This is a genomic window from Actinomadura montaniterrae, from assembly GCF_008923365.1.
GTDB classification, from domain to species: Bacteria; Actinomycetota; Actinomycetes; order Streptosporangiales; family Streptosporangiaceae; genus Spirillospora; species Spirillospora montaniterrae.
Genome location: NZ_WBMR01000132.1, coordinates 1 through 26579, shown reverse-complemented (window position 1 = coordinate 26579; position 26579 = coordinate 1). Strand labels below are relative to the sequence as shown.

Here is a 26579-nt window from a genome sequence, read left to right as displayed (position 1 = left end):
GGCGGGCACGAGGCCAGCGGCGGCCAGCGGGAACAGCGCGGCCAGCGCGACGGCGGCCCCGGCGAGGACGCGCATGCCCCGCGACTCCCAGTCCGGCCCGTACGCGCCGCCCGCGACCTCGTCGAGGTGCCCGACGAACGCCGAGGCGCTGACCGGACGGTCCGCCGGGTCCTTGGCCATGCCGCGGGCGATGAGCGGGCGCAGCGGCTCCGCGACGTCCTCGGCGGGCACGGCCTCGCCGAGATGCCCGGCCCTGATCGACGCCCGGTCGCCGTTCCCGTACGGGCGGCGGCCGGTCAGCGCCTCGTAGAACACGCACGTCGCGGCGTACACGTCGGTCGCGGGCGTGGCGGGCTCGCCGCGCCACTGCTCGGGCGCCATGTACAGCGGCGTGCCCTCGGCGGACGCGCCGCCCGCCACGACCGCGATGCCGAAGTCGATGAGCCTGCTGCGTCCGTCCGCCGGGACGATCACGTTCGCGGGCTTGTAGTCGCGGTGGACGACCCCGGCGGCGTGCGCTGCGGCGAGGCCGAGCAGCGACCCCTTGAGCACGGTGAGCGCCGCCTCCGGTTCCAGCGGGGCGTGCCTGCGCAGGATCTCCTTGAACGGGACGCCGTCCACCGCCTCCATGACGATGGCGAGGTCGTCGCCGTGCTCGACGAGCCGGTAGAGTCGGGCGACGTTGGGGTCGTCGACGCGGCCGAGCATCCGGGCCTCGTCCCGGAACCGGTCCCGTGCCTCCGGAGCGGCGCCGGCCGTGAGGTACTTGATGGCGACCGGGGTACCGCGGACCTTGTGCCGTGCCAGTACGACCCGTCCCTGCGCGCCCTGCCCCAGCTCCCGCACTTCCTCGAACTCCGGAACACGCCACTGCGCCATGGCCGCTCCTCAGACTCGTCGCGGTGATCTCTCCCGTGTGACGCGGGACCCGCCCGGAAGGTTGGTCACTCCTCGGCGGTGTGGATGTGGCGGGCGGTGTAGGCGACGTCGGGATCCGGGTGGGCGCGCAGGGTGCGGAGGAAGGCGCGCCAGGGGGCGGGCCAGCCCGCGCGGGGCGCGTGGCCGCCGGCGAGCGCGGCCGCGAACAGCCCGCCGGCGAGGTCGCCGCGTGCCGCGAGGCGTTCCGCATGGGGGAGGACAGCTTCGGGATCCGGCGTGCCGGCGGGGAGGGACATGTACTCCGCGAACTGGAGCCACGTGTCGTCCGCCCACGGGACGAGGGCCTCAGCGACCTGCTGTGTCGCGAGGGCACCGCCGGTGCAGCGGTCCGCGAGGGCGTCCAGTGCGGTGGCGATTCCGGGCGCGTCCCAGCGGAGCGTGGCGGCTTCCAGTTCGCAGGCGAGGTCGCGGGGGAGGCGGCCGTCGAGGGCCGCGATGGCACGCTCGGCGGTGTCGCGGTCGCGGCCCGCGGCGCTGCGAACCGCGCCGACCAGCTCCGACAGTCGCTGGAAGGCGGGCAGGTCCCGCTCGGCGTCCGCGCTGGGCTCGTCGGGCACGGCGGCCAGCGCGGACGCGGCGGCGCCGAACTCCGCGGCACCGAACCCGGCCACGACGCAGCGGACCAGCGCGTCCAGCGCGGGCCTCCAGCCCTGGGCCGTACCGAGGTCGGTGACGAGGCCGGCGAGCAGCACCGGGGCGTCCGGCGCCCACTGCGCCCACTGCGGGACGTACGGCAGCGCGGCGTCGCGCGCCTCGGTGTCGCCGGAACCCGCCACCCGCATGACCAGCGATGCGTAGAAGCCGCGGAACCGCTCCTCGACGGCCAGCGGCGGCGTGCCGAGCACCTGGCGGGCCAGGTCGCGCGGGCCGCCGGCGGCCTCGGTCAGGATCCGCCGCGCCACAGGCTCGGCCAGGTACGGGCGGACGGCCGAGGCGATCGCGGCGCGGACGTCGCGGTGCTGGCCGGGGTCGTCCCAGGCGGCGGCGACCAGGTCCAGGGCGTCCGGGACCCGGTTGTGCAGCAGGATCCGCAGCGCCTCCTTCCGTGCGGTGATCTTGCCTTCGCGGAGCGCGGGGCCGAGGAGCGCCGCCAGCTCCGAAGGACGGACGAAACGGGCCGCGCGGGTCATCGCGTACATCGCGACGTGCGCGTGGTCGGTGGCGGCGTGCGCGAGCAGGTCGGGCATGACGGCCTGAGGGGACGCGGTCCACGCCACGGCGGTCAGCGCGGTGCGGCGGATCAGGTCGTCATCGGAGTCGAGGTAGGGGCGCAGCCGCGCCGCGTCCACGCCGGGGACCGTGCCGATGGTCCGGATCGCGCTCGCCCGCGCGTCGCCGGGCTGCTCCTCGTTGCCGGCGATGCGGGCCAGCAGGCCGAGGTAGGCGTCGCGCTGCCGGGACGTCCACCGGCGCATCCACGCGGCCGTCATGTGCGGGACGTAGGTGACGTCCGCGCGCTGGAACCGTCCCGGCGGCGTCGTCCCGCCGAGGACCAGGTGCAGCAGGTCGGTGCGGTCGCGGGCGATCGCCGCGAGGACGGCGGGGACCGCGACGGCCGACGCGTCCTTCGCGACGACCCGTCCGACGCGGTCGGCGCGGGTGTCCGGGGGAGCGAGCCACAGCGCGATGGCCTGTGTGAGGACGGCGTCGCTGCGCGCGTCGAGCGCGGCTTCCAGCGCGTCCTGCAGTCGCGGAACATGGTGTGCCCGGCGGCCCAGTGCTCGTACGAGCAGCAGCGCGAGGCGATGGTCGTCGCGGCGCGCGGCGGCGTCGAGGTGGGGCGCGAGCGTCTCTGCGAGCCGGAACTCCTGCCCGTGCCGCAGCACGTGGTCGAGGCGGCCGAGGAACACCGCGCCGGCATGGCCGACGAGCCGCTCGACGAGTCCCAGCCCGAACACGACCAGGTCGGCGTCGTCGCGGATCGCGCCCTGCCGGCAGAACGCGGCGGCGATCCGCCCGAGCGCCTGGCGGGTCATGTACGAGCAGTCGCGGGCGGCGAGCGCGTCGTCGGCGAACCTCCCCACCGCCGCCGCGTGCTCGCCGCGCAGCAGCCCCTCCGGGATCTTCGCGAGCGCGTCCAGCGCCGAATACCGGACGGGATCCTGCTCGTTGCGCAGCCGGACGAGCGACTCCAGCATCGCGGTCAGCGTGTCCGGCTCGCGGCTGCGGCCCGCGCACGCGATGAGCAGCGCGTATCCGGTCGCGCGGTCGTCGGCGTCCGGTCGGCGGGTGAGCGCCTCCAAAACCGGTAGGCCCTCGTCGTACGGCAGGAACGCGTTGATGCTCCAGTAGCGCGCGGGCGTCTCGGCGACCTGCCGCACCCGCAGCATCCGCCGCGCCTCCCGCACCCGGAGCGCGCGCGGGAGGACGTCGAGGAGCGACTCGTCCAGTTCGGCGGCCGACAGGTCCACCCCGGCCATCGCGGCGTCGAACACGTGCTCGCGGCGCGACGGCGGGAACGCCTTCAGCAGCAGGCGGAGCGCACTGTCGTCCTCGCGGACGGCGCGCGCCACCCGCGCCACGTCGCCGTCGCCGAGCGCCGCGAGCCGGTCCCGGACGGACCTGCGCCACAGCACCCGATGCAGCGAGCGCCGGTACCGCTCGGAGGTCAGCAGCTCGATCATCCGGACCGGCTCGGCCTCCAGCAGCACGCCGACCTTCGGGTCCAGCGCGGACGGCAGGTCCGGGTCACCGCCGAACCGCTCCAGCAGTCCGACGACGCGTCCCGGGTCGTGGTCCACCGCCGCCGCGATGCCGGGGCCGTACCGTCCCCACAGCCCGGCGCGCAGCCAGTCGGCCGCCTCCGCGAGCCGCTGCTCCGCGTGGTCCAGCATGACGCCGGGATGCGCGCCGCCGAGCGACGCCCAGTTCGGGACGGCGCGCGCGAACGCGTCGATCCGCTCCGCCACCGCCTCCGCACTGCAGGCGGGCAGCAGCGCGGCGGCCTCCTCCACACCCCAGCGGTCCGCGACCGGACCCACGAGCGCGTCCGCCACATCCGTACGCCGCCGCTTGCGGACGGCGTCGTAGATCTGCGACCGGATCGCCGCGGGCGCGTCATCGAGCCCCGCGAGGAACGCCTCCGGGCCCACCCCGTGCTTGACGGCCAGCCGGATCGACCAGCAGGCCAGCTCCGCGTCCGCGTCGCCCATGGCGCGCGCGATGTGCGCGAGCGACGCCTCGTCCCGCACGGCCGACGCGACGAACAAGCCCACCGACCGCTCGTAATGGCCGCGGCCCGCCAGCTCGCCGAGCAGCGCCGCGAGCTCCGGCGTGCCGGCCAGCCCGCGCAGGTCCGCCAGACGGCGGCAGCGCTCCCCGAACGGCAGCGGTTCGACTTCGGTCAGGAGCTCGTCAGCGCGCATGCCGCGCATCCTGCCGGATCCGCCGCCCGCCTTCACATGATTTACGGCGCTTCGGCGGGGACCTCCGCCCGCGCCCGGGTGATCGCCTCCGCCAGCTTCCGGACCCGCGGCTCGTGCTCGTCATAGCCCACGACGACCGGCGGCTCGTTGTACGGCATCGTGTCCGACGAGCGGCGCAGCTTCACGTACTGCCCGCACGCGTCGATCGCGTACGGCTCCATGTCGTCCTGCAGCGCGCCGATCACCGTGATGCCGTGCGTCTCGCCGATCTTGCGGAACAGCGCGACGGCCTCCTTGCGGTGCTCCTTGCCGAGGTTGCGGCCCAGCTCGTCCAGCACCAGGCAGAGCCGCCCGCCGCCGGAACTGGCCAGCGCCGCCGCGCACACCAGCTTGACCGCCTTCTCGTCCATCAGCGCGGTGTTCGCGCGCCGGTTGTAGGGGACGTACCGCTGGCCGTCGGAGCGCCGCCACTTCGGCGTCACCCGCCAGCGCCACTCCTGCTCCGGATCGCCCGGCTGCTCCGGCGTCGGGAACTCCAGCGTCGCGCCATAGCCGCCGTACGTCACGTCCAGCTTCTCGAACTCCTCCGCCACCCGCTGGAGCCGCGCCCGGATCGCCGCCGTCAGCGCCGTCCGGTGCGCCTCCGCGGCGCCCGCCGCCTCCATCGCGCCCTTGCGCGCCTTCTCCAGGTCGGCGCGGCGCCCGGACAGCTGCACCTCGATCTGCCGCCGCTGATGCCTCTCGTAGTCCTCCTGACGGCGCAGGTAGCTCTCCAGCGACTTCGCAAGACGCGGGAACGTCGCCTGCTCCCGGTCGGTGCGGCGGCCCTCGCCCTCGGCGCGCTCCCGCAGCAGGAACCGCGTCTCCTCCGGCATGTCCTCATCGGACGGACCGTCGGGAAACACCCGCCGCAGCGCCTCCGACAGATGCTTCTCGGCGGTATGCCACCACTCGGCCGGCGTCCACGTCTTCTCGTCGTCGTCGAGGCCGGACAGCCACTCGGCGGCGCCGTCCCGGGACCCGCCCCACTCCTTCTCCAGCTCCTCAATGCCGAGCGCCGCACGCTTGTCCGCCAGCTCCGACGCCTTGCGCCGCACCCGGTCGCGGTCCCGTTCGTGCGCCTCCTTGCGGCCGCGCAGCCGGTCCACCTCCAGCGCGCGCGTGTCCGCCTTGGCCTGGAGCCGCCGGACGGTCTGCTCCGCCGATCCGAGCCGCGGCCCCAGCTTCGACTCGCTGCTCGCCAGCTCCTCCAACTGCGCCCGCAACTCCGCCATCCGCTCGTGGACCGCGTCCATCTCGTCCGCCGCCTGCGCGCCCGCGAGCCGCCGCCCCGCGCGCGCCACATCGGCGGCCGCATCGGACGTCGCCTGCCGCGCGTTCTCCAGCGCCTCCTTCGCCGCCTCCACCGCGGCCCGCGCCGCCTGCACACGCGCCACACGCCCCGTCACCGGCTCCGGGAAACCGCCGACGATGACGACGCCCTTCCCATCGCCCTCGAACGCACCGAAGAAGCGCGTCAGCGGAAGCGCGCACCGGACCCCCTCCGGATGCCCGGCCACCGGCTCACCGCCCGGGTCCAGCTCCCCGTCCGCCGGGACGATCATCGAACCGGGCAGCCCCTTCAACGCGTCCGCCGCCGCGTCCAGATCGGACGTCCCGACCACGACCGCCTCCCGGTACGGCCACAGCGCCGCCTCCCAGCGGTCACGGACGCCCGCCGCCAGCTCCACCGCGTCCAGCAGCCCCACCGCCGCGATCCCGGCGGCGGCCAGCGCCCTGATCTGCGCGGGCGCGCTGCTCTCGCCCGCCTCCGCCTCCGCCAGCGACCGCTCCGCCCGCGCGACCGCGCCGCGCGCCATCCCGAACTCCTGCTGCGCCTCGTCCCGGCGCGCCTCCGCGTCCGCCAGCTCCGCCCTCGCGGCGGCGCCGTCCCGGCCGTCGGCCTCCCGCCGACGCTCCTCCAGCGCCGACACCTGCCGCCGCAGCTCCTCCAGCCGGTTGCGGGCGACCGCCTTGTCCGCGCCGAGCTTGTCGGCCTGCCCCTTCAGCTCGGCCAGCGCCGCGCTCGCCTCGCCGAGCCGCGCGTCCAGCGCACCCCCGGTGAGCTGCTCGATCTCCCGCTCCGCCGCCTTCGCCGCCGCCGCCAGCTCCTCCGCCTCCGCGCGCAGCCCCTCCTGCTCGGCGGCGTGCGCCGCGTCGGTCTCCGCCGCGTCCGCCAGCAGCCGCGCCTGCCGCGTCCGCCAGTGCCGCAGCGCCGCCGCCACCTCCTCGCGCGCGCGGTCGCGCCGGTCGAACGTCTTCAGCAGCGCCGCCGCCTCCCGCTCCCACTCCGCGAGCCGGTCCGCCGCCTCCGCCGCCTTCGCCCGCTCCCGGTGCTCCTCCGCGCGCGACTTCCGCTCCGCCTCCAGCTCCCGGTCCAGGCCCGTCAGCGCCGCGATCGCGCTGAAGATCCGCTCCGGGCTGATCTCGTTCAGCGGCTGCGACAGCAGGTTCGTCGCGACCTTCGACCGCACCGACGTCGACAGGAACGACACGCACCGCACCTGGCCGCCGTACAGGACGCGGCTCAGGTCCTTCGCCACCAGGTCGCGGCGGCCCGCGCTGCGCGGCAGGCTCGCCCACAGCCGGTCGGCCAGCGCGACCCGTCCCGCCTCCGACGGCGCCGACGCCAGGTACACGCCCTCCTGCCAGCGGATCTCCAGATGCGGCGCGTCGACGTTCACCCGCAGCCACACGGTCAGCGCGGTCTCGGTCTCCGTTTCTGTCTCTGTTTCGTCTTCGGTCTCGGCGGTCTCGGCGTGGTCGAAGACGCCCACGATGTAGCCGTGGTCGGCGCTCGCCCACTGGCTGTCGCCCTGCGCCGCCAGCTCCGCGTTGAACAGCAGCTCCGCCACCGCCCGCGCCCCCGACGCGAACCGCCACTGCTCGTCGCCCAGCAGCGCCGTGATCGCCGCGATGAACGACGACTTGCCCGCCCCGTTGGAGTCCTTCGGGCCCTGCCCCGCCACCACGATCAGCGTCCCCGGGACGGTCGGCACCGGATGCGTCGACAGCCGCGAGATGTTCACCGCCTGCACCGCCACCAGCGTCCGGTCGCCGACGAGGTTCTCCGCGTCCCGGACGGGCCCCGGCACCAGCGGCTCCAGCACGGCCGTCATTCGCTCTCCCCCTGATCGCGTTCCCGCCCCCGCCGCCGCGCCCGGATCGCCGCCGCCAGCGGCGAGTCCGGCCCCGCGGCCAGGATCAGCTCCTCCTGCAGCCGGCGGCGCGCCGCCGGCGTCAGCCGGTGGAACTGCGGCCCCGGCACGAACCCGCCGGAGTCGTCCGCACCCGCCTTGACCTGCGCCACCAGGCCCGCCAGCCGCAGCCGCCGCAGCGCCGCGTCCAGCTCCCCGACGGGCAGCTGCGTCCGCCGCCTCAGCTCCTCCACCGGCGTCGGGTACGGCGACAGCCACGAGTCGTCCTCCAGCAGCCCCGCCGCGCGCGGGATCGCCACCGAATGGATCAGCACCAGCGTCAGCACCGCCCGCTCCTGGACGGGCGGCACGCACTCCTCGTCCTTCGCCAGCTCCGCGGCGACGTCGTCCCGGTAGCCCGAGATCCACGACGTCTGCTCCGACCTGACCAGCGTCCGGCCGCTCAGCGCCAGCATCTCCTCGACCGTCCGCCGCAGCGCCGGTTCCCGGAGCGCGGGGAACCGCACCTCCGGCACCGGTTCCGCCGCATGCTCCACCGCCATGTACGCCGCGACGAGCTCCGCCCGCCGCCGCTCGTCATAACCGCGCAGCAGCCCCTCGAACAGCTCACTCACCGAGGCTCCCGGGGTCTTCCTCACGCGGCTCGCCGGGGCCCGGCTCCGCCTCGCCTGCGCCCGGCTCCGCCTCGTCAGGGTCTTGCGGCGGCGAGTTATCCACAGTTGAAGATTTTTCCGCCGGTGGTGGCGGGGCTGCGGCAGGCTCGTTCACGGAAGGTGGTCGGAACACCACAGGAGGCGCGGATGAGGCAGGTTCTTTTCCCAATCCCGAAGGCTCCGCCGCCGGGGCCTCACCGGCGGCCGGTTCGGCGGCGCGGGGCGACGGGACGGCCGGGGGCGCCTCAAGCGGATCCTGGACGTGCGATTCCGGCGGCGGTTCGGGGAGGCGGTGCAGCAGGGAGCGCAGCGACGACAGCGTGTGCTCGGCCCAGAGAGAGATCCGGGGGCCGGGACGGACGATGCCGCCCTTGTCTCCGGAGCCCTCGTCGAGAAGGAGCCACCCGGTGTCGGCCAGACGGCGGAGCTCGCCGGTGGCCCAGCGGCGCGCCAGGTCCGCGTCCCCTCGGGACATGCCCGCGTAGACGTCCAGGACGGCGGCGACCGTGGCCGGCGCACCCGGCCACGGCGCGTCGTCCAGGCGGGTCCAGCAGCAGCGCAGTGCTGCCGCGAGAACGCGGCGCGCCTGGCCCGCGCGGTCCAGCGGCATGGGCGCGGTCTGGTACTCCTCCAGAAGCGCGGGCGTGGCGCCGTCCGGCCAGACCGGCAGCAGCCACACCCGGTCCCCGTCCGTGGCCGCGGACGTGCCCGCCGGCACCGGATCGGCCGCGGCGACCGACGGGGCGCCGAGCACGCGGGCCCGGGCCCGCGCGAGAACCTGCGGGTCCACGGTCACGTCCTCTCGAACCATCCCGGCGTCACCCAGGTGGGCGCGCCGTCGGGGCGGACGTCCAGGCCGTCCGACCAGACGAGCCGGTACGGGAGTTCGGGGTGCAGGTGAGCCGACGACAGGTCGGCGAGTGTGCGGCGTGCGGTCACCCAGTCCTGCGCGAGGACGTCGTGTACGGCGACCCGGTCGCGTCCGCGCAGGACCTCCTCCGCCATGGCGCGCAGCCGTTCCATCGCCGTGACGTCGGAGCCGGTGTCGTCCGACAGGCCCGTGTCGGGCACCGACGGCCGGGGCGGAGCAGGCCGCGGCGGGGTCGCCCGAGGCCCGTCCTCGACGGCGGTCACGACCGCGGACGGCTCGTGCCACGGCGCGGCCGCGTCGAACACGAAACCGTCGAGGACCGCCGCGAGCTCCTCACGGCCGGCCGTGCGCGCGAAGGTGCGCCACGTCTCCGGCGGAAGGAGGGTGAGATTGCGGGTCGTGCCCGCGGAGTCCGTCAGCCGCGCGGCCGCCCGGCGCGACGCGTCGCCGTAGGCGTAGATGGCGGCGCGCAGGTCCGTGCAGGTGCGGTCGAGCTGCGGCCACCGCCGCAGGATCGCCCCGTGCAGCCGCTCCGCACGCAGCAGGATCTCCTCGGTGCCCCACAGCTTCGGGGCCTGCTCCCGCAGCTCCTCGATCGTCCCGTTGGTGAGGGTGACGAGCTCGACGCTCCACAGCCGGAACGCGCGCGCCAGGCCCTCCGCGCCGTCGCGGGCCTGCTCGGGCGTCATCCGCGGGTCCGCGACGTTCAGCTGCTCCAGCGCGAGGAGCCGGTGCATCTCGCTCTGCCCGCCGTCCAGCATCATGCGGCGGACGAACATCAGCCCCACCACGCTGGTGAAGGAGGCCCGGTAGCGCAGCTGGTTCGGCTTGGGGAACACCTCCCGGACGGCGCCGAGCCCCTTCAGCACCCGCAACCGGTTCTCGAACACCTCCGACGGGTACCGGCGGCACACGTACCGCATCTGCTCCCGGCTCAGCCCGTCCTCGCCCGCGTCGGCGAACGCGGCGAGCAGCGTCTCGGCGACGTCCACCAGCTCCGGATCGTCCACCACGGCGCCGCTGTCGCGCGCCAGCGCCGCGAACATCTGCCGGTACACGCCCAGCACGGCCTCGCCGACCAGCACGTCGTCGAGGCTGGCGGCCGCGTTCTCGGAGGCGGTGGACACGGCGCACTACGGTACGGCCCCGCGGCGCCCAAGGTGGAATCGGCGGCGGGGCCGCCCGCGAAAACGGGGCCCCGAAACCGCAGACGGCGCACGCACAGCGATGACACACTCACAGAGCGACCCGGACTTCCCGGGCCGCGCGCCGCACCAGGGCACGGAACGCAGCGGGCCGGACTCTTCGGACACGGCAGGAGGGGCATGACCGAGCCGAGCTCTCCCCTGAGGACGAACCTCCCCGCCGAACCCAACGCCTTCGTCGGCCGCGAGCGCGACGTGGCCGACCTGCGCCGCCTCCTCGAGGGCATGCGGGCGGTCACGCTGTGCGGGGCGGGCGGCATCGGCAAGACGCGGCTGGCCCTGCACGTCGCGCGGACCATGCTGGACGCCCACCCCGACGGCGTCTGGCTCGTGGAACTCGCCGGCGTCCGCCCCGACGGCACGCCCGAACCGGTCGCGCGGCGCGTCGCGGCGGTGCTGGACGTGGCGGAGGAGGAGGGCCGCCGGACGGCCGACACCCTCGCCGACGCGCTGCGCGGGCCGTCGGTCCTGATCGTGCTGGACAACTGCGAGCACGTCATCGAGGAGTGCGCGGAGCTGACCGGCCTGCTGCTGGCCCGCTGCCCGCGGATGCGGGTCCTCGCGACGAGCCGCGAGCCGTTGCGGATGGCGGGCGAGAACGTCTGGCGGGTCCCGCCGCTGGAACCGCACGAGGCGGTGCGCCTGTTCGCCGACAGGGCCCGCGCCGCCCGCCCCGGGTTCGACGTCACCGGCGGCGTCGAGGAGGTCACCCGCGCGCTGGACGGCATGCCGCTGGCCCTGGAGCTCGCCGCGGCGCGCGTCCGTGTGCTGTCGGTCGAGCAGATCGCCGGCCGCCTCGCCGACCGGTTCCGGCTGCTCAGCGCCGGCGACCGGACCGCGCCGCCCCGGCAGCGGACGCTGCGCGCGGCGATCGACTGGAGCCACGACCTGCTTGGCGAGCGGGAGCGGACGCTGTTGCACCGGCTGTCGGTGTTCGCCGGCTGGACCCTCGAGCAGGCCGAGCACGTCTGCGCCGACGGCGCGCTCCCCGCCGAGGACGTCCTGGACCTGCTGACGGCGCTCGTCGACAAGTCCCTGGTGGCCGTCGTGGGGGAGATGGCGGGGCAGGTCCGGTTCCACCAGCTCGACAGCATCCGCGAGTACGCCGCCGAACGCCTCGCCGAGGCCGGTGAGGACGCGGAGTTCCGGATGCGGCACCGCGACACGGTGCTGGAGGCCGCCGAGCACGACGGGCGGCTCGCCCTGGCGGAGGTGCCCGGCGCATGGGCCGACCGGGTCGCGCTGTTCCGCCGGTACGACGCCGAACTGGGGAACGTCCAAGCCGCGCTCACCTGGTCGCTGGACCGCGGCGACATCGCCAAGGGCCTGCGGCTGTGCACCGCGCTGCGCACCTTCTGGATCGTCCGGGGACGCGTCGCCGAATGGGCCGACTGGACGGACCGGTTCCTCGCTCACGCGTCCGGCGCCGACCCGCGCACCCTGGGCGCGGCGCTGGCCGGCCGCGCGCAGCTGGCCGTCGGCGGCCGTGACTTCGCCCAGGCCGCCCGGTACGCCGAAGAGGCGCTCGGCCCGTGCCGGGCCGCCGAGGATCCGCTCGCGACCGCCTCCGCGCTGGTCACGCTGGCCGAGTCATTGGCGCGCGCGGGCCGCTTCGACGACGCCGCGACCCGGTTGGACGAGGCCGACGCGATCGCCGCCGCCCCCGGCCGGGAATGGGTCCGCGCCTACGCCCGGATAACCCGCGGCTACCTGCTGATCCGCCGGGGCCGCCTCCGCGAGGCCCGCGAGCACCTGGACGCCGGCGCCGCGGTGATGCGGGAGATCGGGCAGCTCTGGGGCGCCGCGCACGCCATCATCGGCCTCGGCCGGCTGGCGGAGCTCCGCGGCGACCCGGGCGCGGCCCGCGCCCACTACGCCGACGTCCTGCCGATCCTGGCGGAGATCGGGGCGCGCCCGGAGATGGCGCGGGCGCTCGCCGGCATCGGCCGCGTCGCGTTGGAACAGCGGGACACGGCGTCCGCGCGCGAGGCGCTGTCGCGAAGCCTGTCGCTGAGCCGCTCGTCCGGCATCCGCCTCGACATCGCCCGCGCCCTGGAGGCCTTCGCCGAACTGGCCGCCGTCGAGGGCGACCCCCGGGGCGCGGTCACGCTCGCCGGCGCGGCGTCCGCGCTCCGCGAGGCCACCGGCCGCCAGCCAGGCGCCGGCGCTCGCCGCGAACGCATGCTCGAACCGATCCGCCGCCGCCTCGGCGAACCCCTCGTCGCCCAGTTCTGGGGCGAGGGCCGCGCGATGCCCCCCGACGACGCGGTCGACTACGCCCTCCACACCCGCGCGACCCAAACCCCCGCCCCCCGCATACCCGCCCCCCGTCCCACCCAAGACACCCCACTCCCTGCCGCTCCCCAGCCCCGCGACGACTCCAGCCGCCCACCTCACACCCCCGCAGCACACGCAACTGGCCCCACCGCCGCAATCCAAGACCAGGCACCACCGACACCGAAAAACGAACGGCCGCCAGCCGCACTCCCCAACCAGAAGCCCACTCGCAAGGAACCAACCGCATCGCAAAGACCAGCCGAGACCGAGAACGAGCAAGAGACGCCCGTCCGCCAGAAGCCGGACCCGAGCTGGCCAAAAAAGCCCACCCGACAAAGGCCGAGCACCGAACCCGCATACGCACAAGACCCAGCGGCACAAGAGCAGAGCGGGGCTCATACACAGCAGACCGGCAGGCCGGAGCCCGCCCGGCAAGCCTCCGGTGAACCGGCCGAAGCGCCGCGGACATCGGCGTCCCGGTTCTGGGACGCAGGCAAGCCGAGCACGACCGACACACCACAAGCCGACAGACCAGAGCCCAGCCGACAGGTCTCAGACGGTGAGTCCGCCCAGCCGACGACGGAAGCAGCGGCGGCGCCGTCCGGCGACGCAGGCAAACCGGCCGCGGCCCATACGCCCGACACCGGCTGGCCGGACCCCAGCCCACAAGTTCCCGGCGGCGAGCCGCCCGAGCCGCCCGGTTCAGCAGCGGCGTCATCGTTCGGCGGCGTGAGGAGTCCGAGCGCGGCCCATGCGCCCGGCACCGGCCGGCGGGTTCGCGGCGGCGAGCCGCTTGATCCGGCCGAGGCAGCCGAGGTGGCGGGGCCAGCGTCGACGTCCGGTGGCGCGGAGGAGTCCGGCGTGGCCGACGCGCCGGATGCCGACTCGCAGGAGCCTGGTCGGCGGGTTCGCGGCGGTGAACCGGCTAAGGCTCCCCGTTCAGTGGCATCGTCGTTCGGCGACATGGGGAGTCCCGACGAGGCCCATGCACCCGGCGTTGGCTGGCAGGACTCCGACCGGCGGCTTCGCGGTGGCGAGCCGGCCGAGCCGGCCGAGGCGGCGGGGCCGGCGGCGGCGTCGACGATCGGTGGCGCGGAGGAGTCCGGCGTGGCCGGCGCGCCGGATGCCGACTCGCAGGAGCCTGGTCGGGGGGTTCGCGGTGGTGAGCCAGCCGGGGCACCGGGGTCAGTGGTGGCGGCGTCGACGTTCGGTGGCGCGGAGGAGTCCGGCGTGGCCGGCGCGCCGGATGCCGACTCGCAGGAGCCTGGTCGGGGGGTTTGCGGTGGTGAGCCAGCCGGGGCAGCGGGGTCAGTGGTGGCCGAGGTGGCCGAGGTGGCGGGGGCAGTGGTGGCGGCGTCGTTTGGTGGGGTGGGCGAGCAGGGCTCCTCTGCGTCGGATGCCGACTGGCAGGAGTCTGGGCGACGAGGCTTGGACGATGGGTTGGCGGAGGGGCTGCAGGGGGCGGCCGCGTCACCCGTCGGGGGCGAGCGGCAGCCGGATGCGGCATCTGCGGGGCAGGCCGGTGGGCGGGAACCTGGCGGGCGAGGTTCTGAGGGGGCGGTGGCCGAGGCGCCGGGGTCAGCGGAGGTAGTGGAAGGGGCGGTGACGGCGGCGCGGTTCGGGGACTCGCGGGAGCCGGGTGTGGTCGGTGCGCGGGAAGTTGGTCGGCAGGAGGGTGGGCGGCAAGGCTTGGGCGGCAAGGCTGCAGGGGTGGCGCGGGGGGCGGCAGCAGCCTCGCAATTCTGGGCTGCGCGGAAGCGGGGGACGGACTCTGCGCAGGAAGGCGGTCGGCGGGAGTCTGGCGGGCGAGGTTCTGAGGGCGCGGCGGCCGAGGCGCAGGGGTCAGGGGACGTGGTGGAGGGGGCGGCGGCGTTTGGGGGCGGACGGGCGTCGGGTGCGGTTGGCGCGAAGGAGATCGGCTGGCAGGAGGGCGGGTGGCAGAGCTTGGGGGGCGAGTCGGCGGCGGTGCAGGAGACGGGCTTCCGGGGTGCGCGAGGGGTGGATGTGGGAGACAGCGGATGGGAGGGGGCGGGTAGTAGGCGGTCGGAGGGAGCAGGTAGGGGGCGGTCGCCGTCGAGTGCGGTGCGGGAGGCGGAAGAGACGACTCATCTCGGAGGTGGAGGTGCGTCGAGCACTGCTTTCGGGGGTGGAGGTGCGTCTGGCGTCGCGGGGGCGCAGGGGGGCGGTCAGTGGGTGCCGAGTGGAGAGCGAGTGGGGGAGCTGCGGAGTTCGCTAGAGGGGGGACGGGAGTTGGAGGGGAGTGGGCGTGCTCGGCCGTCCACGCCGCCCAGCACGTTGACGGTGCGGGAGCGGGAGATCGCGCGGCTCGTGGCGCGAGGGTTGACCAATCGCGGGATCGCGGACGAGCTGGTGATCAGTCCCGCGACCGTCGCGCGGCACGTGACGAACATCCTCACCAAGCTGGGCTACTCGTCCCGTGCACAGATCGCCGCGTGGGTCGTGGAGACCCTGCCCGCCGAGGATTGAGGGGGTGTGTACACATCTCGGAGTGGGTGAGGAGGTGCTGAATACGACCTTGCGTGCGTAGTCCGGTGCATGTGCTGGACGCGGCGTCCAACATAGCGTCGGTGCATGATCTCCAACGGTGTGGGCGCGGCCGCCGCGTATCCCGGTGCGACCGTGACGCGGGCCGTGTTCGGCGGGGCCGGGTCCGATCCCGCCAAGACCTCCCGGCCCGCCGTGGCGGACGCGTCGTTCGGCCGGGCGCTGACGTACGGCGAGCTGGCCGCGCGGACGGGCGTCGCGGCGGCGGGGCTCGCACGGGAAGGGATCCGGCCCGGGGACGTGGTGGGCCTGCACCTGCCGGGCGGCCCCGAATTCGCCCTCGCGCTGCACGCGGTGACCGCCGCCGGTGCCGTCCCGTTCCCTGTGGGCGGGCTGCCCGCCGCCGAGATCGCGCACCTGCTGGAGTCCGCCGGGGCCCGAACGGTGATCACCTGGCCGGGACTCGCCCGCGACGTCGGAGGACAGGACCGCCGGCTGTTCTGCTTCGGCGCGGAACCCGGCACCGAGCCGTTCTCGGCGCTGCTCACCGGGGCTTCGGCGCCGGCGGTCCGCGTCGACGCGTCCCGCGACCTCGCGCTCGTCGCCTGCACCGGCGGCCCGCCCGGCCCGGTCCGGATGGTCCGGCTCACCCACGCGGAGATGGTCGCCGGCCTGGTGCGGGTCGCCGAAGCCGGCATGATCGGCACCGCCGACACCGTGCTGACCGCGCTGCCGCTCACCGGCGTCCTCGGGCTGAACGGGGTCCTCAACCCGGCCCTCCGGCTCGGCGCCACGGTCGTCGCCTTCACCGGCGGCGGCCGCCACGACTTGCTGCGCGCGCTGCAGCGGTGGCACGCGACCGTCGCGGTGCTGCCGCCGCCCCTGGTCGAGGCGCTCGCCCGCGACCGCACGGTCGGCCGCTACGACCTCGGGACGCTGCGCGCCGTCGTCGCGGCGGGCGGCCCGCTCGCCGCCGAGGACGCGCGCGCCGCCGCGGCCCGGCTCGGCTGCCCGGTCAGGCAGGCCTACGGGCTCGCCGAGGCCGCCGGCATCACGCACCTCAACCTGCGCGCCGCCGAGGAGGGCACCCTGGACTCCGTCGGGCGCGGCCTGCCCGGCGTGAAGTGGTCCGTCGTCCACCCGCGGACCGGCGCCGGCCAGCCGTCCTACCAGCCGGGCGAGCTGTGCGTGCGGCTGCCGGTGGCGCCGACCGCCGCCGTCCCCGTCCGCTGGCTCCCGACCGGAGACTCCGCGTTCGCCGACGACCACGGCCGCGTGTTCGTGCTCGGCCGGGTGGGTCGCGCCCGGCCCGAGCCGCCCGGCGAACCCGAGGCGGTGCTCGCCGCGCATCCCGCCGTGTCCGACGCCGCCGTCGCGCCCGTCCCCGACGACGACCTCGGCCTGGCGCCGCACGCGTTCGCCGTCGTCACCGACGAGACCTCCGTGGCCGATCTGCTCGCCTACCTCGACACCCACGTCGCCGGGCATCGCGGAGTCGTCGCCGTGCATCTCGTCGACGAGATCCCCCGCGACCCCGGCGGCCGCGTCCAGCGTCGCGCGCTGCTCGAACGCGCCGGCCTCGGCCCGTTCCCCTGACCCTTCACCGAGGCGGCTACACATGTGTCTACACAGGTCTTCGGATGTGACCGGGTGAGGGCGGCGCGTACGGTCGGCCGCATGCTGGACGGAGAGACCGGCGGCGTGGGAGTCGCCGACGCGACGGTGACGCGGACGGTGCTGGCGGCGATGAGCGGCGAGGACCGGACGGCGGTCGTCGACCGGGGACGGGGGCTCCGCCGCGCACGGTTCGCGGAGGCGGTGCCCGCGGCGGCGCGGGGACTGCGCCGGCACGGGGTGCGCGGCGGCGACGTCGGCGCGATCCACCTCGCGGACGCCTGCGACCTGGCGCTCGCCGTGCACGCGGTCGGCGCGGCCGGGGCCGTGCCCGCGCCGTTGCCGCCGGACGCGTCCGCAGAGGATGTCGCCGTGATGATGAACGAGGCGGGCGCGCGTTTTCTGCTGACGGGCGAGGAGACCGCGGCGCGGTCGATGCCCGCGGCGGACGACTCGTACGTGCGGCAGGTCTTCGCGTTCGGGGACGTGCCGGGCGCCACCCCGTTCGGCCGCCTGCTGGACGCGGGCGCCGGGCCCGGCGAGGCGCCGTCCGCGGACCCGCTGCGCGACGCGTCCCTGCGGCTCACCGGCCCGCGCGAGGACGTCACGCACGCCGACCGGCTCGCGGACCTCTACCGTCTCGGCGGCGCCGTCGCGCTCGGAGAGGACGACGTCCTGGTCTGCTGCGGTGCGGACGTGCCGGTGCGGACGTGGGTCGGGCTCGTCGACCTGTGCCTCGTGCAGGGAGCCGCGTTCGCCGGGGTGCCGGACCCGGGCGCACGCGACCTGCTGGAGGCGATCCTCCGGTACGAGGCGACCGCCGCGGTGGTCAGTCCCGCCAAGCTGCGCGCGCTGGCCTTCGACCACGGAGCCGTCCCGATGCCCGGCGTCCGGGTCCTGGTGGCCGGGCCGCCCTCGGCGGAGGCCGCGCGCGCCTGCCGCGTCCGGCACGGCTGGACGGTCGAGCCCCTACCCTGACCAGCCAACCCAACCCGAGCCCCAACGCCCAACCCGAGCCCGCCCAACCTGAGCCCAACGCCCAACCCGAGCGACGGCACGGCCGGAACGCAGCCCCCCGGTGCGGCCGTGACGTGGGCCCGCAGTGCGGTCGGCTTGCGGTATGCAGCGCGGTCAGGGCGCGGGGTGCGGTGTGGGCGGGGTGCGGTGTGGGCGGGGCGCGGTATGCGGCGCGGCCGGGGCGTGGGGTGGGGTGGGGGTTAGGGGGAGTCGGGGTGGAGTAGGCCGCGGGTGAAGGCGGCGGCTACTGCGGCGGCGCGGTCGTTCACGCCGAGCTTGCCGTAGATGTGCAGCAGGTGCGTCTTGACGGTGGCCTCGCTGATGAACAGCCGGGCGGCGGCCTCGCGGTTCGTGCTGCCGCGCGCGATCAAGCCGAGGACCTCCAGCTCGCGGGGGCTGAGCGGCTCGTCGCCGCGCGGCGCGGCGGGGCGGGCGGCGGCCGTGCGCATCCGGTTCATCAGCCGCGTCGCCACCGACGGCGACAGCACGGACTCGCCGCGCGCGGCGGCGCGGACCGCGCGGAACAGCTCGTCCTGCAGGGCGTCCTTCAGCAGGTAGCCGGTGGCGCCTGCCTCGATCGCGGGCAGCACGTCGCTGTCGGTGTCGTAGGTGGTCAGCACCAGCACCCGGGCGGGCAGCCCGCGCTCGGCCATCCGGGTGATGGCGGTGACGCCGTCGGTGCCGGGCATCCGCAGGTCCATCAGCACGACGTCGGGGCGGAGGGCCTCGGCGAGCCGGACCGCCTCGGCGCCGTCGGCGGCCTCGGCGAGCACCTCGAAGCCGGGCTCCCCGGTGAACATGCCGCGCAGCCCGTCGCGCACCACCGGGTGGTCGTCGGCGATGAGCAGGGTGATCGTGCCGCCGGTCATCCGGCGTCCCCCATCGGGACGGCGGGGACGCTCGCGGAGATCGCGGTGCCGGCGCCCGGCTCGGACTCGATCTCCAGCGTCCCGGCGACGCGGGCGACGCGGCGGCGCATCGCGGTGAGGCCGTAGCCGCCGTCGGCCGACGGCGCGACCCGGTCGGGCGCGAACCCGGCGCCGTCGTCGCGGACGTCCAGGGTGATCAGGTCGCCCATGTACGACAGGGTCAGCGCGACGCGGGACGCGCTGGCGTGCTTGGCGACGTTCGCCAGCGCCTCCTGCGCGGTGCGCAGCAGCGTCCCCTCGACCTCCGGGTGCATGATCCGTACGGTACCGGTGGTCCTGACCTCGGCGGGAACGCCGTGCAGCGCCGTCCAGCGGCCGGCGACCTCGGCGAGCGCCTCCGGCAGCGCGGACTCCTCCAGCGACTGCGGCCGCAGCGCCTGGACGGACCGCCGGGCCTCGGCGAGGCCTTCGCGGGCCATCTGCTGCGCGACGTCGAGGTGCCGTTCCCAGTCGCCGTCGCGTTCGCGGGCCTGCCGGGCGGCCTGGAGCTGGGTGACGACGCCGGCGAGCCCCTGCGCGATGGTGTCGTGGATCTCGCCCGCCATCCGCTGCCGCTCGTCGTGCACGCCGGCCTCGCGGGCCTGCGCGAGGAGCTGGGCGTGCAGGCCAGCGTTCTCCTCCAGCGCCGCCTCCAGCTTCGCGTTGGCGTCGGCGAGCTCGGCGATGACGTCCCGGCGCCGGTCGGACTCCTCGCTGATGCGCCAGGCGAACAGGGTGATCCCGCCCGCCAGCAGCACGTTCACCCCGAAGACCAGCAGGTAGACGAGCAGCGCCCCGCGGTCGATGTGCAGGATCCCGCCCATCTGCGCCGCGGCGCCGAGCGCGGCGCAGACGATCACGGCGAGGGCCCGCCAGCGGGGCCCGAGCCAGAACGCGTGCATGTACCCGGTGATGATCGCGAACCCGTACATCCCGTTTATCGCGATCAGCGCGCCGATCAGGCCGAGCAGCACGACGTAGTAGGCGCCCGCGACGCGGGGCCGCTCCAGCCGGTCCCTGTGCAGGACGGCCATGTAGGTCACCAGCGCGATCGCCGCCCCGCTCAGCCCCACCTGGAGCGCGATCCGGCCGGGCGACCCGTGGTCCACCAGCAGTCCCAGCGCCGTGGCGAGGCCGAGCGAGACGTACGGGACGACGTTCAGGACGATCTGCTCCCGCCGCTCCCAGGCGTCGACGTCGTACTGCTGGTCCGACACGTCACTCCCACCGGAAGAGCCGGGCGGCGGCCAGCGTCGCGACCACCGCGTACACCGCCATTATCGCCAGCTGGGAGGGATGCGGCGCGTGGCCCATCCAGGCGTCCCGCATGGAGCGGATGCCGGCGCCGAGCGGGGTGACGTCGCAGACCCGCTGCAGGGTGCGCGGCATCTGGTCGTACGGGATGTACACGCCGGCGAGGAACATGCTGGGGAAGAACAGCAGCGACCCGACGGCGTTGCCGGCCCGTCCGGTCGGCACGACGGCGCTGACGAGGGAGCCGAGCGCGAGCAGCGCCAGCAGGCACAGGACGGCGGCGAGCAGGAACCAGCCGAAGCCGCGCGGGGCGGAGGTGCCGAACGCCGCCGCACCGACGACGATCATGACGGCGGCGGTCACCGCGCCCGCCCCCGCGTTGATCACCAGTTGGGCGGTGAGCAGCGCCGACGGCCGGACGGGGGTGGCGCGCATGCGGCGCAGCACGCCGCGCTCGCGGTAGTCGGACAGCACGCCGGGCAGCATGATGAGGCTGAGGATCGCGAACGCGATGCCGGTGCCGAGGACGGCCATGTACTCGGTGGTGCTCTGCCCGCCGAGGTCCTTGGACGGCTTGGTGGCGTCCGGCATCAGCCCGAAGCCGAACAGCAGGGCGAGGGGGAGCGCGAGGGCGAACAGCGGGGTGAGGACCTCCCGCATCCGCATCCGGAACTCGATGGCCAGGATCTTGCCGAGCATTCTGCGGCTCCTTCAGTCGCGGGGGGACGGCCCGCCGGTCAGGGCGAGGTAGGCGTCGTCGAGGGTGCGCTGGTCGATGCGCAGGTCGGCGACCACGATGTGGTTGCGGGCGAGGACGGACGTGACGGCGGTGGCGAAGTCGCCGCGGCCGGTGACGACGACGTGCCGGCCGGACCGCCGCACGTCGGTGACGCCGGGCACGCCGGCGAGCAGCGCGAGGTCCAGCTCGCCGGCGGGGCGGAACCGCATCCGGCCGCCGCCCCCGGTGGCCTCCTCGATGAGCCCTCCCGGGGAGCCGGTGGCGACGACGCGGCCGGCGTCGAACACGGCGAGGCGGTCGCACAGCTCCTCCGCCTCGTCCATGAAGTGGCTGATCAGCACGACGGTGACGCCGTCGTCGCGGATCCGGCGGATGAGGTCCCAGGTGGCGCGGCGGGCCTGCGGGTCCAGGCCGGTGGTCAGCTCGTCGAGGAACGCGACGCGCGGCGCGCCGACGAGCGCGAGCGCGATGTACAGCCGCTGAGCCTGCCCGCCGGACAGGCTGCGGACGCGCGTGTTCCGCCGCTCCTCCAGCCCCCATTGGGCGAGCAGCTCGGCGGGGTCGCGAGGGGATGCGTAGAAGGAGGTGTACAGCTCCAGCGCCTCCCGCACCCGGATCGATCCGGGCAGGCCGGTCCGCTGCAGCTGGACGCCGATCCGCTGGTGCAGTTCCCGCGCGTCGGCCTGCGGGTCCAGGCCGAGGACGCGGACCGTGCCCGCGTCGGGGCGGCGCAGTCCCTCCAGGCACTCCACCGCCGTGGTCTTCCCGGCCCCGTTCGGGCCGAGGATGCCGAAGATCTCGCCCTCCTCGACGGAGAACGACACCCCGTCCAGGGCCGTGCGGCCGCCGTACCGCTTGGTGAGGCCGTCCACCTCGATGATCGCCAACGCGTGCTCCCCAGGTCGTCTCGCTACGGCCTCAAGGCTCGCGGAGCGGCCCTCGCCGGGGCATCGACCGACCGGTCGCGCGGCGGCTGATCCGCCGCATCAGCCGATCGGTGGAGGGGGCTGAGACGTCGCGTGCCGTCCCGTGAAGGCGCTCACGGGACGGCACGCGGGTCCGGGGGAGGGCGTCAGGCGGGACGCGGGATGGACTTGTGCTCCAGGTAGGCGTTCAGGCCCTCGGGGCCGAGCTCGCGGCCGAGGCCGCTGTTCTTGAAGCCGCCGAACGGGGTGTTGGGGTCGAGGCTGTAGAGGTTCACGCCGCAGCTGCCGGTGCGGATGCGGCGGGCGACCTCGACGCCGTGGTCGACGTCGCCGGTCCAGACGGAGCCGCCGAGGCCGTAGTCGCTGTCGTTGGCGATCCGGACGGCGTCCTCCTCGTCCTCGTAGGGGATCAGGACGAGCACCGGGCCGAAGATCTCCTCGCGGGCGATCCGCATGTCGTTGCGGACGTCGCCGAACACGGTCGGGGCGACGTACCAGCCGCGGTCGTGCGGCCGGTTCAGCCCGCCGGTGATGATCTTGGCGCCCTCGTCCTGGCCGATCCGGATGTAGTTCTCGACGCGCTCCTGCTGCCGCTTGGCGACGAGCGGGCCGATCTCGCTGGAGTAGTCGGCCGGGTCGCCGACGGTGAGGCCGCCGACCATGGTCGCCAGGGCGTCGGCGACCTCGTCGTAGCGGCGCCGGGACGCGAGGATCCGGGTCTGCGCGGCGCACGCCTCGCCGTTGTTCATCAGCGACGCCATCTTGAAGCCCTCGATGGTGGAGGCGAGGTCGGCGTCGTCCAGCACGATCGCCGCGGACTTGCCGCCGAGTTCGAGGGTGACCCGCTTGAGCTGCTCGCCGCAGACCGCGCCGATCTTGCGGCCGGCGGCGGTGGAGCCGGTGAAGGACACCTTGTCGACGCCGGGGTGCGCGACGAGGTAGGCGCCGGCCTCGCGGCCCGCCGGGACGATGTTGACGACGCCGTCCGGGATGCCCGCCTCCTTGATCCACTCGGCCAGCAGGTAGCTGTCGAGGGGCGTCTCGGGGGACGGCTTGGCGACGACGGTGCAGCCGGCGATCAGCGCGGGCGCGAGCTTGAGCATCAGCGTGAACTGCGGCACGTTCCACGGGACGATCGCCGCGACGACGCCGACCGGCTCGCGGGTGACGGTGACCGGGCCGAGCATGCCGGGCCGCTCGTCCTCCCAGGCGTAGGTGCCGGCGAGGTCGACGTAGTACTGCAGCACCATCTGCGGGATCGCGGCCTGCCCGAACACCGAGAACAGGATCGGCGAGCCCATCTCCGCGGTGACGAGGTCGGCCATCTCCTGCTGCCGCTCGGCGTAGATCGCCGACAGCTTGCCGACCTTCTCGGCGCGCTCGGCGGGGGTCATCCGCGGCCAGGGGCCCTCGTCGAAGGCCCGGCGGGCGGCGGCGACGGCCGCGTCCATGTCGGCCTCGGTGCCGTCGGGCACCCGGCCGATGACCTCCTCGGTGTGCGGGGAGATGACGTCGATGGTGCCGGTGCCGGCCGGTGCCGTCCACTCGCCGCCGATGAACAGCCGATCGTGCTCGCGCATGCTGAAGTGCCTCCTGCCGGGGGTGGTCCGCGGAGAGTCCGGAGCGCATCCGGTGACCGAATGCTTGCTTGGCTCAGCATCGCACGCGGCCGAGGGGGGTTGGCAAGAGGAATGAGACTAGAGTCTCATCCGGCGAGCAGGTGCGCGTTCGGCTCCCGCGCCGCGCCCGCCAGCTCCGGCAGTTCCACCAGTTCCACGCCCGCCGCCTCGAGGATCTCCGCGCCGGTTCCCGCGACGAACAGCGACGGCTCGCGCCACGCGAACACCACCCGCCGCGCCCCCGCCGCGACGATCAGCTCGGCGCACGGCCGCGGCCGCGACGCGCGGTTCCCGCACGGCTCCAGCGAGCTGTAGACGGTCGCGCCGCGCAGCACCCCGCCGGACTTGGCGATCGCCGCCTCCTCCGCGTGGTCGTGCGGGTCGGCCTCCCGCGAGTGCCCGCGCGCGATCTCCCGGCCGTCCGCGCCGACGATCACCGCGCCGACCGAGAACGCCGTCGCCGACGGCGGGCACAGCGTCGCGAGGTCGCAGGCCAGCGCCAGCCACCCGGCGTCGTCCATGATCGCGTCAGCCACGCTCGCTCCCCGCCAGGTACCGCAGCAGCGCGAGGTCGCCGATCCGGGTGATCTCCGCCAGCCGCATCGGCCGCTCCGGCGACTGCGGGAACACCCCCGACCGGACGAACCGCGGCGCCGACGGGTCGCCGACGAAGAACGGCGCCACGACCAGTTGCAGCTCGTCCACTACGCCCGACGTCAGGAACAGCGTGTGGACCGCGCCGCCGCCCTCCACCATCAGCCGCCGCACGCCCCGCGCCGACAGGTCGGCCAGCACCGCCGCGAGCTCCAGCGGCTCGCCCGCGTCGACGACCTCGCCCAGCCCGTCCAGCCGTCCCGCCAGCTCCGCGGCCGTGCCGGACGGCGCGTACACGAGCTTCGGCGACTCGCCCGTGGTGAAGAACCGCGCGCCCGGATCGAGGTCGCCGCTCCAGGTCAGCGTCACCTTGGTGAGGTCGGGCGGCAGCCCGCGCGAGGCCCGCCGCTCCCGCCGCGCCTGGGAGCGGATCAGCAGCTTCGGGTCGTCGGCCCGGACGGTCCCGGCGCCGACGAGGATCGCGTCGCAGCTCGCGCGCACCGCGTCGACGCGGTCGAAGTCCGCGGCGCTGGACAGCCGCAGCCGTTCCGGCGCCGCGTCGTCGATGTACCCGTCGACCGACATCGCGCAGCTCAGCAGCACGTAAGGACGATCACCCACCACCCAAGCCTAAAACCTCCCCCACCACCCCCAAGCCACCGAAGCCGAGCCCGCCGGATCGGAACGCGCCGAGCCGAGCCACCGCCCGAGCGCCCTATCTGACCGGCGGGGGCGAAGCCGAAGGCGAGCCCGGCCAGACGGAGCGTGGCAGGCCGAGCCGTCACGCGAGCGCGCTATCTGACCGGTGGGGGCGAAGCCGAAGGCGAGCCCCCACCGGGAAGCTCGCGAAGCGAGTTCGCGCTCGCCCCAAGATCGGGCAGGGGGCGAGCCGCCAGGCGAGCCCCCTGAGCCGAGATTGCAACCAACACGGCGTTTCTGCGCCGGATGTGTCGGACGGGGTGCCTATGGTTGCTGCGACATGCGAATCCTGCACACCTCCGACTGGCATCTCGGCAGATCGTTTCACCGCGAGGATCTGCTGGCCGCGCAGGCGGCGTTCGTCGACGACCTCGTCGCGACCGTGCGCGAGCAGCGGGTGGACTGTGTGCTCGTGTCGGGCGACGTCTATGACCGGGCGCTGCCGGCGGTGGACGCGGTGCGGTTGTGCGATGAGGCGCTCGCGCGGCTCGCGGAGCTGACGCGGGTGGTGCTGATCGCGGGGAATCACGATTCGGCGCGGCGGCTCGGGTTCGGGTCGGCGTTGATGGACCGGTCGGGCGTGCACGTCCGCACGGATTTCGCGCGGGTGGGGGAGCCGGTCGTCGTCGGTGACGCGGCGATCTACGGCGTCCCGTATCTGGAGCCGGAGCTCGTCCGGCATCCGTGGGAGCTGGAGGAGCGCACCCATGCCGCCGCGCTGACGGAGGCGATGCGGCGGGTCCGCGCGGACGCGGCGGAGCGGCCGGGGCTGCGTTCGGTGGTGCTGGCGCACGCGTTCGTGACGGGCGGGGAGAGCAGCGAGAGCGAGCGCGACATCTCGGTGGGCGGTTCGGCGCAGGTGTCGGCGTCGGTGTTCGACGGTGTGGACTACGCGGCGCTCGGGCATCTGCACGGCCGGTGGGCCATCACGGACCGCGTCCGCTATTCGGGGTCGCCGCTGGCGTACTCGTTCTCGGAGGAGCATCACGTCAAGGGGTCGTGGCTGGTCGACCTGCGTGAGGACGGAGTGGCGGCGGAGTTCGTGGAGGCGCCCGTCCCGCGCCGGATCGCGCGCGTCAGGGGCCGTATCGACGACCTGCTGGCCGGGTCGGAGTTCGCGAAGTACGAGGACCGCTGGCTGCAGATCACGCTGACCGATGAGCGGCGTCCGTCGGCGGCGATGGAGCGGCTGCGCCGCCGTTTCCCGCATGCGCTGGTCCTCGGTTTCGAGCCGGAGGGCGGCGGCTCCGACGACGCCCGCACCTGGACGGAGCGGGTCCGCGAGCGGTCGGAATCCGAGATCGCCGGCGACTTCGTCGCGGAGGTCACCGACGGCCCGGCGACGGAGGCCGAGCGAGCGCTGCTGGACGAGGCGTTCGAGCACTGCCGCCGGAAGGAGGCGCTGGCGTGAGGCTCCACCGGCTGGAGGTCGCCGCGTTCGGCCCGTTCTCCGGGACGGAGGAGATCGACTTCGACGCGCTGTCGGACGCGGGGCTGTTCCTCATCCAGGGCCGGACGGGCGCCGGGAAGACCAGCATCCTGGACGCGGTGTGCTTCGCGCTGTACGGGCAGGTCCCGGGCGTCCGGAACGCGGTGAAGGGGCTGCGCAGCGACCACGCGGCGCCGGGCGCGGGCCCGCGGGTGGTGCTGGAGACGACGATCCGGGGCCGGCGGCTGCGGGTGACGCGGTCGCCGGCGTGGGAGCGGCCGAAGCTGCGCGGGTCGGGGACGACGACCGAGCACGCCAAGGTGATCCTGGAGGAGTTCGAGCGCGGCGGCTGGACGGGGCTCACCACCCGGCTGGACGAGGCGGGCGACCTGATCTCGCGGCTGCTCGGGATGAACGCGGCGCAGTTCTGCCAGGTGGCGCTGCTGCCGCAGGGCGAGTTCGCGGGGTTCCTGCGCGCGGGCGCGGACGAGCGCCGCAAGGTGCTGGAGCGGCTGTTCGCGACCGAGGTGTTCACGCAGGTCGAGAAGTGGCTGGCGGACCGGCGGGCCGCGACGGGCCGGGAGGCGGCCGAGCTCGCCGCCGCGGCGTCCTCGATCGCGGACCGGATCGCGGAGGCGACGGGCTCGGCGGCGCCGCGCGGTGAGCGTCCGGCGGTCCCGGCGCCGCGCCGCGGCGAGCAGGTGCCGGAGCCGGCCGCGGACGTGGAGGTGCTTCCGGCGTGGGCGGCGGAGCTGGCGGGCGAGCACG

The 26579-nt window shown here is 75.1% G+C and carries 18 protein-coding genes; 5 read left to right on the top strand and 13 right to left on the bottom strand.

Features of this window, described 5'->3' with window-relative positions; translation table 11 throughout:
* From F9B16_RS33290 to F9B16_RS33265, 6 genes are all read right to left on the bottom strand, one after another.
* Window positions 1-879: serine/threonine-protein kinase (locus F9B16_RS33290; protein ID WP_151544187.1), on the bottom strand; the 879-nt coding region annotated here is incomplete at its 3' end.
* Between the two features lie 65 nt (window positions 880-944).
* Entirely contained in the window at window positions 945-4304 is a 3360-nt protein-coding gene (locus F9B16_RS33285) for a hypothetical protein (RefSeq protein WP_151544186.1), read from the bottom strand.
* Window positions 4305-4345: 41 nt separating this feature from the next.
* Complete coding sequence (locus F9B16_RS33280; protein ID WP_151544185.1) at window positions 4346-7462, bottom strand: coiled-coil domain-containing protein; 3117 nt, start codon at window positions 7460-7462, stop codon at window positions 4346-4348.
* Window positions 7459-8115, bottom strand: a complete 657-nt coding sequence (locus F9B16_RS33275; RefSeq protein ID WP_151544184.1) for a DprA-like winged helix domain-containing protein — start codon at window positions 8113-8115, stop codon at window positions 7459-7461. Before F9B16_RS33275 ends, F9B16_RS33280 begins: the two co-directional genes overlap by 4 nt.
* Complete coding sequence (locus F9B16_RS53000; RefSeq protein ID WP_225992167.1) at window positions 8108-8944, bottom strand: hypothetical protein; 837 nt, start codon at window positions 8942-8944, stop codon at window positions 8108-8110. The genes F9B16_RS33275 and F9B16_RS53000 overlap by 8 nt, the downstream gene beginning before the upstream one ends.
* Before the next feature lie 2 nt (window positions 8945-8946).
* On the bottom strand, window positions 8947-10152 hold the full coding sequence (locus F9B16_RS33265) for a hypothetical protein (protein ID WP_151544183.1): 1206 nt from the start codon (window positions 10150-10152) through the stop codon (window positions 8947-8949).
* Between the two features lie 198 nt (window positions 10153-10350).
* Here F9B16_RS33265 and F9B16_RS33260 point away from each other — a divergent pair, with 198 nt between their 5' ends.
* From F9B16_RS33260 to F9B16_RS33250, 3 genes are all read left to right on the top strand, one after another.
* Entirely contained in the window at window positions 10351-14994 is a 4644-nt protein-coding gene (locus F9B16_RS33260; protein ID WP_151544182.1) for a LuxR C-terminal-related transcriptional regulator, read from the top strand.
* Window positions 14995-15099: 105 nt separating this feature from the next.
* A complete protein-coding gene (locus F9B16_RS33255) occupies window positions 15100-16608 on the top strand; it encodes an AMP-binding protein (protein ID WP_151544181.1) in 1509 nt (502 codons plus the stop codon).
* 81 nt (window positions 16609-16689) lie between these two features.
* Window positions 16690-17604: an AMP-binding protein gene (locus tag F9B16_RS33250; protein ID WP_151544180.1), complete on the top strand. Its 915-nt coding sequence runs from the start codon at window positions 16690-16692 to the stop codon at window positions 17602-17604.
* A 239-nt stretch (window positions 17605-17843) separates the two neighbouring features.
* On the opposite strand, the gene F9B16_RS33245 is transcribed toward F9B16_RS33250, so the two are convergent.
* The 7 genes from F9B16_RS33245 to F9B16_RS33215 form a co-directional block, all read right to left on the bottom strand.
* Window positions 17844-18512, bottom strand: coding sequence for a response regulator (locus F9B16_RS33245; RefSeq protein WP_151544179.1), 669 nt, complete (start codon window positions 18510-18512; stop codon window positions 17844-17846).
* Window positions 18509-19768 carry a sensor histidine kinase gene (locus F9B16_RS33240; RefSeq protein ID WP_151544178.1) on the bottom strand — a complete coding sequence of 420 codons (1260 nt, stop codon included), beginning with the start codon at window positions 19766-19768 and terminating at the stop codon, window positions 18509-18511. The genes F9B16_RS33245 and F9B16_RS33240 overlap by 4 nt, the downstream gene beginning before the upstream one ends.
* Before the next feature lies 1 nt (window position 19769).
* On the bottom strand, window positions 19770-20504 hold the full coding sequence (locus F9B16_RS33235; RefSeq protein WP_151544177.1) for an ABC transporter permease: 735 nt from the start codon (window positions 20502-20504) through the stop codon (window positions 19770-19772).
* A gap of 12 nt (window positions 20505-20516) precedes the next feature.
* A complete protein-coding gene (locus F9B16_RS33230; RefSeq protein ID WP_151544176.1) occupies window positions 20517-21431 on the bottom strand; it encodes an ABC transporter ATP-binding protein in 915 nt (304 codons plus the stop codon).
* A 185-nt stretch (window positions 21432-21616) separates the two neighbouring features.
* Window positions 21617-23050, bottom strand: a complete 1434-nt coding sequence (locus F9B16_RS33225; protein WP_151544175.1) for an aldehyde dehydrogenase — start codon at window positions 23048-23050, stop codon at window positions 21617-21619.
* 125 nt (window positions 23051-23175) lie between these two features.
* Window positions 23176-23610 carry a deaminase gene (locus F9B16_RS33220; protein ID WP_151544188.1) on the bottom strand — a complete coding sequence of 145 codons (435 nt, stop codon included), beginning with the start codon at window positions 23608-23610 and terminating at the stop codon, window positions 23176-23178.
* A 7-nt stretch (window positions 23611-23617) separates the two neighbouring features.
* Window positions 23618-24304: a RibD family protein gene (locus tag F9B16_RS33215; RefSeq protein WP_151544174.1), complete on the bottom strand. Its 687-nt coding sequence runs from the start codon at window positions 24302-24304 to the stop codon at window positions 23618-23620.
* A 358-nt stretch (window positions 24305-24662) separates the two neighbouring features.
* Between F9B16_RS33215 and F9B16_RS33210 the strand changes: the two genes are divergently transcribed.
* Together F9B16_RS33210 and F9B16_RS33205 are read left to right on the top strand one after the other, a co-directional pair.
* The gene (locus F9B16_RS33210) at window positions 24663-25793 is read left to right on the top strand and encodes an exonuclease SbcCD subunit D (protein WP_151544173.1); all 1131 of its coding nucleotides are present in this window, start codon (window positions 24663-24665) and stop codon (window positions 25791-25793) included.
* A partial coding sequence (locus F9B16_RS33205) for an AAA family ATPase (RefSeq protein WP_151544172.1) occupies window positions 25790-26579 on the top strand: 790 nt, incomplete at its 3' end. The genes F9B16_RS33210 and F9B16_RS33205, both read left to right, overlap by 4 nt.

What these genes read in the sequence shown, in the direction of transcription:
- F9B16_RS33285 (WP_151544186.1), bottom strand. Translation starts at nt 4,304, where the DNA reads ATGCGCGCTGACGAGCTCCTGACCGAAGTCGAACCGCTGCCGTTCGGG.
- F9B16_RS33235 (WP_151544177.1), bottom strand. Translation starts at nt 20,504, where the DNA reads ATGCTCGGCAAGATCCTGGCCATCGAGTTCCGGATGCGGATGCGGGAG.
- F9B16_RS33225 (WP_151544175.1), bottom strand. Translation starts at nt 23,050, where the DNA reads ATGCGCGAGCACGATCGGCTGTTCATCGGCGGCGAGTGGACGGCACCG.
- F9B16_RS33220 (WP_151544188.1), bottom strand. Translation starts at nt 23,610, where the DNA reads ATGGACGACGCCGGGTGGCTGGCGCTGGCCTGCGACCTCGCGACGCTG.
- F9B16_RS33210 (WP_151544173.1), top strand. Translation starts at nt 24,663, where the DNA reads ATGCGAATCCTGCACACCTCCGACTGGCATCTCGGCAGATCGTTTCAC.
- F9B16_RS33245 (WP_151544179.1), bottom strand. Translation starts at nt 18,512, where the DNA reads ATGACCGGCGGCACGATCACCCTGCTCATCGCCGACGACCACCCGGTG.
- F9B16_RS33280 (WP_151544185.1), bottom strand. Translation starts at nt 7,462, where the DNA reads ATGACGGCCGTGCTGGAGCCGCTGGTGCCGGGGCCCGTCCGGGACGCG.
- F9B16_RS33260 (WP_151544182.1), top strand. Translation starts at nt 10,351, where the DNA reads ATGACCGAGCCGAGCTCTCCCCTGAGGACGAACCTCCCCGCCGAACCC.
- F9B16_RS33250 (WP_151544180.1), top strand. Translation starts at nt 16,690, where the DNA reads ATGCTGGACGGAGAGACCGGCGGCGTGGGAGTCGCCGACGCGACGGTG.
- F9B16_RS33255 (WP_151544181.1), top strand. Translation starts at nt 15,100, where the DNA reads ATGATCTCCAACGGTGTGGGCGCGGCCGCCGCGTATCCCGGTGCGACC.